At 45.3% G+C, this 13891-nt stretch carries 11 protein-coding genes; all 11 read left to right on the top strand.

Annotated features, from left to right (window positions below; all coding sequences use genetic code 11):
* Positions 1-29 precede the first annotated feature (29 nt).
* Positions 30-1343 (top strand): trigger factor, encoded by a 1314-nt coding sequence (gene tig, locus OIU26_RS16470; RefSeq protein ID WP_013372696.1) that lies wholly within the window; start codon positions 30-32, stop codon positions 1341-1343.
* Positions 1344-1752: 409 nt separating this feature from the next.
* Complete coding sequence (gene clpP / locus OIU26_RS16465; protein ID WP_016324659.1) at positions 1753-2343, top strand: ATP-dependent Clp endopeptidase proteolytic subunit ClpP; 591 nt, start codon at positions 1753-1755, stop codon at positions 2341-2343.
* A gap of 12 nt (positions 2344-2355) precedes the next feature.
* On the top strand, positions 2356-3612 hold the full coding sequence (clpX, locus tag OIU26_RS16460; RefSeq protein WP_013372695.1) for an ATP-dependent protease ATP-binding subunit ClpX: 1257 nt from the start codon (positions 2356-2358) through the stop codon (positions 3610-3612).
* A gap of 110 nt (positions 3613-3722) precedes the next feature.
* The gene (gene ispG, locus OIU26_RS16455) at positions 3723-4841 is read left to right on the top strand and encodes a flavodoxin-dependent (E)-4-hydroxy-3-methylbut-2-enyl-diphosphate synthase (RefSeq protein WP_013372694.1); all 1119 of its coding nucleotides are present in this window, start codon (positions 3723-3725) and stop codon (positions 4839-4841) included.
* 216 nt (positions 4842-5057) lie between these two features.
* Positions 5058-6785, top strand: coding sequence for an ATP-dependent protease LonB (gene lonB, locus OIU26_RS16450; protein WP_016324658.1), 1728 nt, complete (start codon positions 5058-5060; stop codon positions 6783-6785).
* Between the two features lie 110 nt (positions 6786-6895).
* A complete protein-coding gene (gene lon / locus OIU26_RS16445) occupies positions 6896-9232 on the top strand; it encodes an endopeptidase La (protein WP_025678468.1) in 2337 nt (778 codons plus the stop codon).
* A gap of 18 nt (positions 9233-9250) precedes the next feature.
* Positions 9251-9862, top strand: a complete 612-nt coding sequence (gene yihA / locus OIU26_RS16440) for a ribosome biogenesis GTP-binding protein YihA/YsxC (protein WP_013372691.1) — start codon at positions 9251-9253, stop codon at positions 9860-9862.
* A gap of 286 nt (positions 9863-10148) precedes the next feature.
* Positions 10149-10736, top strand: a complete 588-nt coding sequence (locus OIU26_RS16435; RefSeq protein ID WP_013372690.1) for a hypothetical protein — start codon at positions 10149-10151, stop codon at positions 10734-10736.
* Positions 10737-11001: 265 nt separating this feature from the next.
* Positions 11002-11400 carry an adenosylmethionine decarboxylase gene (gene speD, locus OIU26_RS16430; protein WP_025678464.1) on the top strand — a complete coding sequence of 133 codons (399 nt, stop codon included), beginning with the start codon at positions 11002-11004 and terminating at the stop codon, positions 11398-11400.
* Between the two features lie 248 nt (positions 11401-11648).
* Positions 11649-13043, top strand: coding sequence for a glutamyl-tRNA reductase (hemA, locus tag OIU26_RS16425; protein WP_264217422.1), 1395 nt, complete (start codon positions 11649-11651; stop codon positions 13041-13043).
* Between the two features lie 16 nt (positions 13044-13059).
* Positions 13060-13887 (top strand): cytochrome c biogenesis protein CcsA, encoded by an 828-nt coding sequence (gene ccsA, locus OIU26_RS16420; RefSeq protein WP_013372687.1) that lies wholly within the window; start codon positions 13060-13062, stop codon positions 13885-13887.
* Positions 13888-13891 lie beyond the last annotated feature (4 nt).

Raw genomic sequence — 13891 nt, 5'->3', positions numbered from 1 at the left:
GAAGATTTTGTTGGAGGGGAAAGCATAAAATGAAAGCAACTTGGGAGAAAATAGAGAAGAACCTTGGGGTTCTTGAAGTTGAGGTAGACGCGGATCGTGTAGCCGCTGCACTCGACAAAGCTTTTAATAAAGTGGTTAAACAAGTAAGTGTACCAGGATTTCGTAAAGGTAAAGTACCACGTCCTATCTTTGAAAAACGTTATGGTATTGAAAGTCTGTACCAGGATGCAATTGACTTCCTGTTGCCAGAAGCATACAGCCAAGCTGTAGAGCAAACAGACATCTTCCCAGTAGATAGCCCTGATGTTGAAATTGATCAATTTGCTAAAGGCGAATCTTTCAAATTCAAAGCAAAAGTTACGGTTAAACCTGAAGTAACTTTGGGCGATTACAAAGGCGTAGAAGTGCCTGTAAGCAAAAACGAAGTAAGCGACGAAGAACTGGCTCAAGAGCTGGAGCGCCTGCAACAACGTCATGCTGAATTGGTTGTCGTTGATGAAGATGCTGCTCAATCCGGCGATACAGCTATCATTGACTTCGACGGTTCCGTAGACGGCGTACAATTCGAAGGTGGACAAGCTGAGAAGTATTCTCTGGAACTGGGTTCCAATACCTTCATCCCTGGCTTTGAAGACCAAGTGATTGGTTTGCACACTGGTGATTCCAAGGACGTTGAAGTAACGTTCCCTGAGAACTACCATTCTGCTGACCTCGCTGGTAAACAAGCTGTATTCAAAGTAAAAGTTCATGAACTGAAACGCAAAGTTCTTCCTGAATTGGACGATGAATTTGCTAAAGATGTAAGTGAATTTGACACACTTGCTGAATTCAAGGAAGACTTGAAAAAGCAATTGCTGGAGCGCAAAGAAAACGAAGCTAAAGCAGCTCGTGAGGGCGCTGTAGTGGAGAAAGTTGCTGAAAATGCAACAATCGACATTCCTGAAGCAATGGTCAAGAGTGAAGTGCAAAACATGGTTCGCGATTTCGACAACCGTCTGCGCAGCCAAGGCATGAACCTTGAAATGTTCCTCGGCTTCTCCGGTCAAAGCAAAGAAGACCTGGAAGAGCAAATGAAAGCAGATGCTGAGAAGCGCGTACGCAACAACCTCGTGCTGGAGCAAGTGGCTAAAGCAGAAAACATCGAAGTTTCCGAAGCGGAAATTAATGAAGAACTGCAAAACATGGCTGACACTTACAAACGTTCTGTAGAAGAGATCCGTAGCATTCTGGAAAGTAACGGCTCGTTCGCTAACTTGAAAGAAGAGATCTCCCTGCGCAAAACAATCGCTTTGCTGGTGGAAAACAGCAAAGAAGTTGAAGCGCCAGCTGCAGCTGCTGAGTAATTTAAACGATAAAATATACGGTGTGTAGGCTGTAACAGGCTGCAACGTAGTAATTAGATAAGGATAAGGCACGTAGTGAAAGTTACGTGCCTTATTTTTACCTTAGACAACCCAAATTTTAGTCGTTTATGGAAAGCGCTGTGAATGGTGTTTTCTGTTTTACATAAGTCACTACCGTACATTTGCACATACATACGAAACATGGTTAAATATGAGAAGGTCTCGGCAGGGTGTCTGTAAATAGCCTGCACTTCATATATGAGCAGGCAAATATGACACGAGACTCTGAACATGTTAAAATATTTTGTAAGGTGTTCACGTTTCATGATTGCCGCTTCCGTTTTAATGGGACATAAGGAAGCGGATGAATACAGGTGTTCATTTTAATAAAGAAAAGAGGTTGGTCGTGATGAGTCTCGTCCCTATGGTTGTGGAACAAACGAATCGAGGAGAACGATCTTACGATATTTACTCGCGGTTGCTTAAGGATCGCATCATTTTCCTAAGTGGCCCGATTGATGACGATGTCGCCAATCTCGTCATTGCACAGCTATTGTTCCTTTCTGCGGAAGACCCAGAGAAGGACATTAATTTGTACATTAACTCGCCAGGCGGTTCTGTTACTGCAGGCATGGGTATATATGATACAATGCAATTCATTAAGCCGGATGTATCGACGATTTGTGTAGGTATGGCTGCTAGTATGGGTTCTTTATTGCTCACAGCTGGTGCACCAGGCAAAAGATATGCACTTACCAATAGTGAAGTTATGATCCACCAGCCGCTCGGCGGCATTCAGGGGCAAGCCTCCGACATGCTGATTCATGCGGACTGGATTATCAAAACACGTGCCAAGCTGAATCAAATCTATGTGGAGCGTACAGGTCAGCCCCTCGAAAAAATCGAACGTGATACTGACCGGGATTTCTTCATGGAAGCGGAAGAGGCAAAAGCATACGGTATCATTGACCAGGTGCTGTCTAAACCGATTAATCTGTAAAGGGGTGGCTCTATGTTTAAATTTAATGATGAAAAAGGACAATTAAAATGTTCTTTCTGCGGTAAATCTCAGGATCAGGTTCGCAAGCTTGTTGCCGGACCGGGCGTATATATATGTGATGAATGCATCGAGTTGTGCACGGAAATTGTGGAGGAAGAATTGGGTCATGAAGAAGAAGTAGATCTGAAAGACATTCCAAAACCAATGCAAATCCGTGAAATTCTGGACCAATATGTTATTGGTCAGGATCAAGCGAAAAAATCATTGTCTGTTGCGGTGTATAATCACTACAAACGTATTAATACACAAAACAAAATTGATGATGTGGAACTGCAAAAAAGTAACATTTTGATGCTTGGACCTACAGGTTCGGGTAAAACGTTGCTTGCGCAAACCATGGCTAAAATTTTGAATGTCCCATTTGCTATCGCAGATGCCACTTCCCTTACGGAAGCGGGTTATGTGGGTGAAGACGTTGAAAACATTTTGCTGAAACTGATTCAAGCTGCCGATTATGATGTAGAAAAAGCAGAACGCGGCATTATCTACATTGACGAAATTGATAAAGTAGCTCGTAAATCTGAAAACCCGTCTATTACGCGTGACGTATCGGGTGAAGGTGTACAGCAAGCATTGCTTAAAATTTTGGAAGGCACAGTTGCTTCTGTACCTCCGCAAGGCGGTCGCAAGCATCCACATCAAGAATTCATTCAAATTGATACTACGAATATCCTGTTCATTTGTGGCGGTGCCTTTGATGGTCTGGAGCAAATGATCAAACGTCGTATCGGTAAGAAGGTCATCGGCTTTAACGCGACTAGTGAACAAAAAGATCTGAAACCAGGCGAATATACCTCCATGGTATTGCCTGAGGATCTGTTGAAGTTCGGTCTGATTCCGGAATTCGTAGGACGTTTGCCAGTCATTTCGACGCTGGAGCCACTTGATGAGAAGACATTGGTTCGTATTTTGTCTGAACCGAAAAATGCGTTGACCAAGCAATACCAGAAGATGCTGGAACTGGACAATGTGCAGCTGGAGTTTAAACAAGATGCTCTGGAAGCCATTGCTCGTGAGGCGATCAAGCGTAACACGGGTGCTCGTGGCCTTCGCGCAATTATTGAAGGTATTATGCTTGACGTTATGTACGAGGTTCCTTCCCGTGATGATGTGACGACTTGCGTCATCAACGAGCAGGTAGTAAAAGACAAAATTGCACCGGAACTCGGTGGTACAGATAAGGATAAAAAACAAGAAGAGAGCGCCTAAGGATTGATACTTCGCGATCTCTACAACATGAGAAGCCAGATCTCCACTTCACGAAACCTGTATGAGGTTTTATGGGGTGGAGGTTTGGCGTTAATGGGAGAGAAAAGTATATGTTCTTAAGACAAGACACACGTCCCGTTCAAGTCGGGAATCTGACGATTGGCGGCAGCAATGAAGTCATCATCCAAAGCATGTGCACAACCAAGACGGCAGATGTGGAAGCTACAGTAGCCGAGATTCTTCGTTTGGAAGAAGCCGGATGTCAGATAGTGCGGGTCACCGTCAACAATGAGGAAGCTGCCGCAGCTATTAAAGAAATTAAGAAGCGGATTCATATTCCGCTGGTTGCAGATATTCACTTTAATCACAAGCTGGCTCTACTGGCAATTGAAAATGGGATTGACAAGGTTCGCATTAACCCAGGCAACATTGGACGACGTGAAAAAGTGGAAGCTGTCGTTAAGGCATGTAAAGAAAAGGGGATTCCGATTCGGATTGGTGTAAACGCCGGATCGTTGGAACAGCATTTACTGGATAAGTATGGCTACCCTACGCCAGAAGCGATGGTAGAAAGTGCACTGTACCATATCGGGATACTGGAAGAGCTTGATTTCCATGATATTATCGTATCACTGAAGGCTTCTGACGTTCCAATGGCGATTGCCGCTTACACGAAGGCAGCTGAAATTATTAAGTATCCCCTCCATTTGGGCATCACCGAAGCCGGTACACTCTTTACTGGAACGGTTAAAAGCGCGGCAGGTATGGGAGCTCTGTTGGCAGCAGGTATCGGGTCCACCATGCGTATTTCGCTAAGTGCCGATCCGGTAGAAGAAGTGAAGGTAGCACGGGAGTTGCTCAAAACGTTTGGGTTGATCACGAACGCAGCTACATTGATTTCTTGTCCGACTTGTGGGCGTCTGGATATTGATCTGTTCTCTATTGCGAACGAGGTAGAGGATTACATTGCAAAACTCAAGGTGCCGATTAAAGTATCTGTACTAGGGTGTGCAGTTAACGGCCCGGGTGAAGCGAAGGAAGCTGATATCGGAATTGCCGGAGCACGCGGAGAAGGTCTATTGTTCCGTTATGGAAAGATGATTCGCAAAGTCCCTGAGGCTGAAATGGTTGACGAATTGAAAAAAGAAATTGATATCATCGTCAAAGCTTATGAGGAAACAGGTAAAATACCCGGACGTGAAGAGCGTCACACTGCCGAGAAAGTGTAGGCATAAGCGGTTATTTAAAACAGGTATAATCATAAACTATTGTCATTGTTTAAACACCGTGGAGAGCAGCTCTGCTACAGAACTGTTCTTCGCGGTGTTTTTGTATTTCTCTCTGATCTTTTGAAAGACAGCCGTTTAGCTCTCGTGGAAAAGGAAATACTGTCTTTCATAGAACAGCATTTTTATATTGCTGAGATGAGAAACGGAGGGAATACGATGGACTTGACTATGATATTGTTATTGGTGCAAATGTTTTTCGGGATTGTTATTGGTCTGTATTTCTGGAACCTTCTACGGAGCCAGAAAACGAACCGTAGTGCGGTGGATCGGGAATCTCGGAAGGAATTGGATAAGTTGCGCAAATTGCGCTCTATTTCACTTACTAAGCCGCTAGCTGAACGCACACGGCCTGCCACGTTACAGGATATCGTCGGTCAGAAGGACGGGCTACGTGCGCTCAAGGCGGCGTTATGCAGTGCGAATCCGCAGCATGTCATTATTTATGGCCCCCCTGGTGTAGGGAAAACGGCTGCCGCACGTGTGGTGCTGGAAGAGGCCAAGAAGAATCAGTCCTCCCCATTCAAAGGGGATGCTAAATTCACGGAAATTGATGCCACAACGGCCCGTTTTGACGAGCGTGGTATTGCGGACCCGTTAATTGGTTCAGTACATGATCCAATCTATCAAGGGGCAGGAGCGATGGGTGTAGCAGGTATCCCTCAACCTAAACCCGGAGCTGTAACGAAGGCTCATGGAGGGATGTTGTTCATTGATGAGATTGGCGAGCTGCATCCAACGCAGATGAATAAGCTGTTGAAAGTGCTGGAGGATCGAAAGGTATTTTTGGAAAGTGCATATTACAATTCAGAAGATTCGCATACGCCTGCTTACATTCACGATATTTTCCAGAACGGTTTGCCTGCGGATTTCCGCTTGGTAGGTGCGACGACCCGTTCGCCGCATGAGCTGCCACCTGCTATTCGATCCCGGTGCATGGAAATTTATTTCCGTGCCCTGCAACCGCAGGAGATTGCTCGTATTGCTGAAGATGCTGTACACAAGCTAGGCTTTGGTCCTTGTCCAGAGGCAGTAGAGGTTGTACAGCGTTACGCGACCAACGGCCGGGAGGCAGTCAATATGATCCAGCTTGCTGCTGGTTTGGCACTTACCGAGAAAAGGGAACGACTCGATGCTTCGGACGTGGAATGGGTAGCGGGTAGCAGCCAAATTCAACCCCGTCCTGATCGGAAAATACCGGGCTTGCCGCAAATCGGATTCGTTAACGGATTAGCTGTATACGGCCCGAACATGGGCATGCTGCTGGAAATTGAAGTTACTGCGGTTCCGGTTCCCGAAGGAAAGGGAAGCTATAATATTACGGGTGTTGTGGATGAAGAAGAGATCGGAGGTAACTCCCGAACACTGCGTCGTAAGAGCATGGCTAAAGGCTCTGTGGAAAATGTTCTGACTGTTTTGCGTACGCTCGGTTTATCCCCCTCCAATTACGATCTGCATATCAATTTTCCTGGGGGGACGCCAGTAGATGGTCCGTCGGCAGGGATTGCAATGGCAACAGCTATTGCCTCCGCGATGCGAGGAATTCCGGTGGATCATGAAATTGCCATGACTGGCGAGATTAGCATCCATGGCCGAGTCAAGCCGATTGGCGGCGTATTAGCCAAGGTCGAAGCTGCTTTTCAGGCTGGAGCCAAAAAAGTGATCATTCCGCAGGACAACTGGCAAGCTCTTTTTGATAGCATTGAAGGTCTAAAAGTCATCCCTGTACAGTCGGTGACCGAAGTGTTCCGTCATGTGTTCGGAGAAGAGATGACGACGGATGCGCCTGTACATGCGCCAATTGAGACTTTTCGCCCATCCCAGTCCTCCTTGTTACAGGCGGATGGAACGCATAATGGGACGATTTCAGATACAGGATCTTGCTAATGAACTAGTCTTTCATTGGTTTTTTTATAAAACATTTGATAAAATATGAAAGATAGCAACGTGAGGATTGTAAAATCCGGAACCTGAGAATCACTGGAGGTGCGAAAGCGATGGGACCCACCAAGACAAAAGGTCGTCGTTTTCCTTTGCTGCCTTTAAGAGGACTTCTGGTTTACCCGAGCATGGTTCTACATCTCGATGTGGGCCGGGAAAAATCGGTCAAGGCTTTGGAAAAAGCGATGGTTGAAGACAATTTGATTCTCCTGTGTTCTCAATCAGAAGTTAATATTGAAGAACCCACACAAGAGGATATTTTTCGAGTCGGCACGGTAGCCAAAGTACGCCAAATGCTCAAGCTTCCCAACGGAACCATTCGAGTATTGGTGGAAGGGCTGGAACGTGCTGAGATTATTCAATATACGGACAATGAAGAATATTACGAGGTAATGGCGAAGGAACTGCACGAGGCAGAAAATGTGCAGCCTGAAACGGATGCGCTTATGCGCACTGTATTAACTCAGTTCGAGCATTATATCAATTTGTCCAAAAAGGTAACACCGGAGACTCTCGCTGCGGTATCTGATATTGAGGAGCCAGGACGCCTGGCTGATGTGATCACAAGCCATTTGACGCTCAAAATTAAGGAAAAGCAGGATATATTGGAGACGATCGACGTAACTCAGCGTCTGGAGAAGCTTCTAGATATTTTAAACAATGAGCGTGAAGTGCTGGAGCTGGAACGTAAAATCAACCAGCGTGTGAAGAAGCAGATGGAAAAGACGCAGAAGGAGTATTATCTGCGTGAACAAATGAAGGCGATTCAGAAGGAACTTGGTGAGAAGGAAGGTCGCGCAGGAGAAGTTGAAGAACTACGCAACCAGCTAAGTGAACGAGAGTTGCCGGTTCCGGTGAAGGAGAAGGTCGAAAAGGAAATTGACCGTCTGGAAAAAATGCCGGCAAGCTCTGCCGAGGGTGGTGTCATCCGCAATTACGTCGATTGGTTGTTAAGCTTGCCGTGGAACAAGTTCACCGATGATGATCTTGATATTGTCAAAGCAGAAGAAATACTCGATAACGACCATTACGGGCTGGATAAGCCCAAGGAGCGGGTGTTGGAGTATTTGGCCGTGCGCAAACTGGTGAAGACTATTAAGGGACCCATTCTGTGTCTCGTAGGTCCGCCAGGAGTCGGCAAGACCTCGCTGGCTCGCTCGATTGCCAAATCCATGGGTCGGGAATTTGTTCGCATCTCTCTCGGAGGTGTGCGGGATGAAGCGGAAATCCGTGGTCACCGCCGGACTTATGTTGGCGCGATGCCGGGTCGGATTATTCAGGGAATGAAGACCGCAGGAACATCTAATCCAGTCTTTTTGCTGGATGAGATTGATAAAATGGCCTCCGACTTCCGGGGCGATCCGTCGGCGGCATTGCTCGAAGTGCTCGATCCTGAACAAAACAACACGTTCAGTGACCATTTTGTTGAGTTGCCGTTTGATCTGTCCAACGTGATGTTTGTAACGACAGCCAATGCTGCACATAATATCCCGCGTCCGCTGATGGATCGTATGGAGACGCTCTATATTCCCGGTTACACCGAACTGGAGAAGTTGGAAATTGCCAATCGGTATCTCCTGCCCAAGCAGAAGAGAGAGCATGGCTTGGGAGAGGAACAGTTGGTTATTGGGGAGGATACGCTGCTGCGTGTCATTCGTGAATATACCCGTGAATCTGGTGTGCGTAATCTTGAACAGCAAATGGCTTCTCTATGTCGCAAAGCGGCGAAGTCAGTTGTATCCGGTGGCGAAGGGCCGATTGAAATCACACCGGATAATTTGAAAGATTATTTGGGTATCGCCAAATTCCGTTACGGTGTAGCAGAACTGGAGGATCAGATCGGTACGGTTACAGGCTTGGCGTGGACAGAGGTCGGTGGTGAAACACTGATGATTGAAGTGACGGTCGTGCCTGGGAGCGGGAAACTGATTCTTACGGGTAAACTAGGAGACGTCATGAAAGAATCCGCGCAGGCGGCATTCAGCTACACTCGTTCCAAAGCAGTCGATCTGGGCATCGAATTGGATTTCTATGAGAAAAATGATATCCATATTCATATTCCTGAGGGAGCAATTCCGAAGGATGGTCCATCTGCCGGAATCACGATTGCTACTGCATTAATTTCGGCTTTGACCAACCGTCATGTATCCAAGGATGTAGCGATGACGGGCGAAATTACCCTGCGCGGTCGCGTATTGCCGATTGGTGGTTTGAAAGAAAAATCGCTGGCTGCCCATCGGGCAGGCTACAAAAAAATTCTGCTTCCCAAAGATAATGAACGGGATTTGAAGGATATTCCCGACAGTATCCGGCAGGATGTTGAATTTGTCCCCGTTGCCCATATGGATCAGGTGTTAAAGCATGCTTTGGTTGAGCAGGCAAGGGTACATTAGAGAGGAATTAAAGACACAATGAAAGTAACAAAAGCAGAATTTATAATAAGTGCGGTTGGTCCGGATCAGTTTCCTGTGGACGCTTTGCCAGAGATTGCTCTGGCGGGGCGCTCCAATGTTGGAAAATCATCACTGATTAATCGGATGATTAACCGTAAAAATTTGGCGCGTACCAGTTCTACGCCGGGTAAAACTCAGCAACTCAATTATTACCGGATTAATGATGAGCTCTATTTTGTCGATTTTCCCGGTTACGGTTATGCTAAGGTATCCAAAACGTCACGTAAGGCTTGGGGACAAATGATTGAGTCTTATTTGCTGGAACGTGAGCCGCTCAAACTGGTGCTACAAATGGTAGATTTGCGCCACCCACCGTCCAAGGATGATATCATGATGTACGACTGGCTGCGCCATAACGGGCTCCCTGTCTGTGTTGTAGGTACAAAAGCAGATAAAATCCCTAAAACACGTCGAGAAAAGCACTATAAGGTAATCAAGCAGGAACTTGGAATACTTCCCGGGGGTTTGTTTATCCCCTTTTCATCCGAAGAAGGCATGGGCAAGGAAGAGCTGTGGTCGGTCATCTCCAGTTATATCGAGAATGACGACGAAGAGCAGACGGAATTGTAAGGTTAGGGGCGTCCTTAAGGGCGCCTTTTTTTATGATGTTGAATTCAAAAACATTAAACTCACTAAAAAGGTAGGAATAATATATAATAAACAAAGGAAATCGTGGGATTTAAGCATAAAAGTGAGCATATGGAGGATAATACAGCTGCGATTACGGTATTTTCCGTTTATCTTCGATGAATGGCGGATATTTATGATTTGATACGCAAGAAAGCGCAACAGGTCTGATGTATAATAAAGTATAAAGCTTACACTAAAGGTTCAGGAAAGAATTGAGGAGATTGGTATGGCACAGCGGTTAGCCACAGAGTATGTAAAAACCACTTTGACCTTGTCAGAAACCCAAATGGACGAATTTTTGCAGGCAGTGGATGATCCCCAGGTGCATTACCGCATTAAAGTTCTTGATAACGGAAGACAGGAAATCGTTCTAGAGCATATTGCGGGTGAGGAAGTTCATTTATTTTTTGAAGCCAAAGAGGGAGCGTTTGTTTGTGAATTAACTTGCCGCTTAGTTCATCCACAGCTAACTCTGTTTATACGCCAACTATTTGTTCGCTTTAAGGGTGAAGGTATTGTTTACCGCATGTATCAAGGATTCACTATGGTGTATTTTTATAATGAAGGTGCGGTCCGCAAAATTATGGAAAAGAATGCGGAAGGCTCTAGGCTGGTGTTTGAATATAGAAATACAGTGCAAGAACTGCAACAGCTTTTTCAACATCAGAACGTCGAAAATGAAATAGCAGATATATACAACCTCATTAATTCGTTACTTGACGAGCGGAATTTGGCGCGTACTTTCTCTGAGCTGGAACAGATTGACCATAAGCTTCGGATGAGTTGCTCCAAATTATTTGCACTGGAAGCTTAAAAGGCTGAATATATGGAATGAATTGTTATACAGTGTAGTCCCTTTCTTTGCCGAAAGGGGCTTTTTTATTCCAAAAAAATGATTGCATTTGCTGCACATAGATGTTATTTTTAATCTCGTTGAAAATGAATATAGGAACCAGGATTCACTCAGGACATTGAATGTTGCGAGAGGTTATCCCTCGGGAAGTGAATGACGTAGGTCCTAGCGGATGAAATTTTTTTCAAACATTTTATTCCTAGGAAGGGGGAACCGAAAGATGGAATTGGAATACTCAACTTTCGGAAGACACGTTGCCGTAGATACTTGGGGTGTTGAGTTTGAATTACTGAATGATGCGCAGTTTCTGGAGGCTCAATTAGTTGAAGCTGCTGAAGCTTGCGGAGCAACGGTGATGTCCGTTCAATCCAAGCAATTCGAACCACAGGGAGCTACCGTGCTTGTACTGTTGTCGGAGAGTCATCTCTCTATTCATACGTATCCTGAGAGAGGGTTTGCCGCTATTGATTGTTATACTTGCGGTGAGACTGTTGATCCGCAGCTGGCTATTGATTACCTGGTATCCGTTCTAAAACCGAAAAAAACATATGCGAAGAAGCTAATTCGCGGCTTGGGAGAACTTCAGGTGGAATCACCGAAGTGCAAGTTGGCTGAGTTGGTATAAATCTTTTTTATGGAGCCTTTTGTGCGTCCTATATTATAACCATGGAACAATTCCATGGTTATTTGTTTTAAAAGTAGTTCAAACTAAACTAAATCATACAGAACGTGCTGGATGTTTATGAAAGCTATCCAATTTTCATAAACAATTCATAAAACAGCCGAAGGGGATTCGGACTTCTGTGATATAATTAACATAGTTTATGATAACAATGAGTATTCTTATTACAGTTTAGGCAGGTGAATTTTACAATGCACATCGTCGTTGTTGGGTTGAATTATCGTACGGCGCCTGTGGAAGTCAGAGAACGGTTTACATTTGCAGAACAGGATTTGCCAGAAGCGCTGGAGCAACTCAAACTTACCAAAAGTGTGTTGGAGGGCGTAGTTGTCGCAACCTGCAATCGGACTGAAATATATGTTGTGGTCGACCGCCTTCACATGTGCGGTTATTTTATACGCAGTTTTATGGAGCAATGGTTTGGTATTCCTCGTGATCAGTTTACACAACATTTATATATATATGAAGACGAGCAGGCAATTCGGCATTTGTTCCGTGTGACTTGTGGTCTGGATTCCATGGTCATTGGAGAAACACAAATTTTGGGTCAGGTAAAGAATGCTTTTCTCCAGGCTCAATCTCAGAAAATTACAGCAACGTGGTTTAATATGCTGTTTAAGCAGGCCGTCACATTGGGCAAGCGTGCCCATTCGGAGACGTCTATTGGAGAAAGTGCCGTATCTGTTAGCTATGCAGCCGTTGAGCTGGGCAAACGGATTTTCGGGATGTTTACGGATAAAAAGGTACTAATCCTCGGTGCTGGTAAAATGAGTGAGCTTACCGTTAAGCATTTGTACAGCGGCGGAGCTGCCGAGGTTATTGTAGCAAATCGAACTTTGTCCCGCGCCGAGGATCTGGCCTCCAAGTTTAATGGTACACCAGTTACGATGGAGGATGGCATGAATCGGTTGGCGGATGTGGATATTGTGATTAGCTCGACTGGTGCTCAGGGGTATATTCTGGATCGCAACCGTGTCGAAGCCAGTATGAAAAGTCGTCAGTCTCGTCCTTTGTTTATGATTGATATCGCGGTTCCGCGCGATTTGGATCCGGCTATTGGGGAATTGCAGAATGTTTTCCTATATGATATTGATGATCTGGAAGGGATCGTGGAGAGCAACCTGGAAATGCGTCGTACTGAAGCTGCAAAAATCGAGCATATGATCGAAGATGAGCTTAGCGAGTTTTATCAATGGTTGAAAACGATGGGAGTGCGTCCGGTGATTCGTGCATTACAGGAAAAAGCGGAGTCTATACATCAGGATACGCTGGAAAGCTTGTATAACAAGCTTCCCGAGCTGGATGAACGGCAGCGTAAAGTGATAAGCCGCTTGACGAAAAGTATGCTGAATCAGATGATGCATGATCCGATCAATCGGGTTAAGGAACTGGCTGTCCAAAAGCAGGGAAATGAGGCGCTAGACATGTTTAGCCACATTTTTGCTCTGGAGGATCGTTTGGAGGACGCTGCTCAGAAAGTAGATAAAAGCGATGCATCTGCGTTGATAAAACCGGAGACTGGTGTTCATGGAAAAACCGGTCAGGCTCAGGCTTTGCCAGCGTCGTTTGCGCCGGCCAGCCTGTAAAGGTGGGTGAACAGACGTGGCCTCAGGCATGCTTATATATGATTCAATGATTTATGTTTTTGCCCTGAGTCTTCTGTTTGTATTTTCGGATGGAATTCGTCGCAATGCGAATGCTAAACGGACAGGTACAGGGCTTCTTCTTGTCGTTGTAGTGCTCCAACTTGTTTTTATGGGAATGAGAACCTGGAATGAAGGGCATCTTCCCATTTTCGTGACCTACGACTTTCTGTTTCTGTTCTCATTTATTCTGGTGCTGATTTCTTTGTTTCTGTCACGTTATCAGCGATCGGAATTTGCAGTATTGCTGCTTAATATCATTAGCTTTGCTGTTCTTGTGCTCAACAATATATGGATGGAGCCGATCGACAACCCGCTTGGAAATTGGCATACCGTACATGGGCTGCTTCTGATTCATATTGCGCTGGCTAATCTTGGATTTGTCGCGATGACGGTAGCAGCTGTATTTTCGGGGTTGTATCTGTTTTTGCATCGTAAATTGAAAGTAAAGAAATGGAATGACACGATCAAGCGCCTGCCGAGTCTGGAAATGATGGATCGGTATACACATATGGCGCTGTTAATTGGTACTCCTCTGCTGGGAGTTTCTATTGTCGTGGCTGTCATTTCTATTATTGCCGAGGAACGCTGGCGTCTTTTACTAGATACCAAAGTGCTAATGACAGCGATTGCCTTATGCGTGTATATTGTATTTTTAGTGAGCAAAAGATTGAACCAGCGTTCAGGCCTTGTAATGGCAAAGTGGTCTTTGGTTGGCTACACGCTACTAATTCTTAATTTTTTGCTGAATTCCTGGTCTGTATTTCATCAGTGGACGGGAGAGTGAAAAG

The organism is Paenibacillus sp. BT-177 (assembly GCF_025846815.2).
GTDB classification, from domain to species: Bacteria; Bacillota; Bacilli; order Paenibacillales; family Paenibacillaceae; genus Paenibacillus; species Paenibacillus polymyxa_C.
The sequence above is the reverse complement of the archived record's forward strand: the minus strand, read 5'-3'. Positions and strand labels throughout refer to the sequence as shown.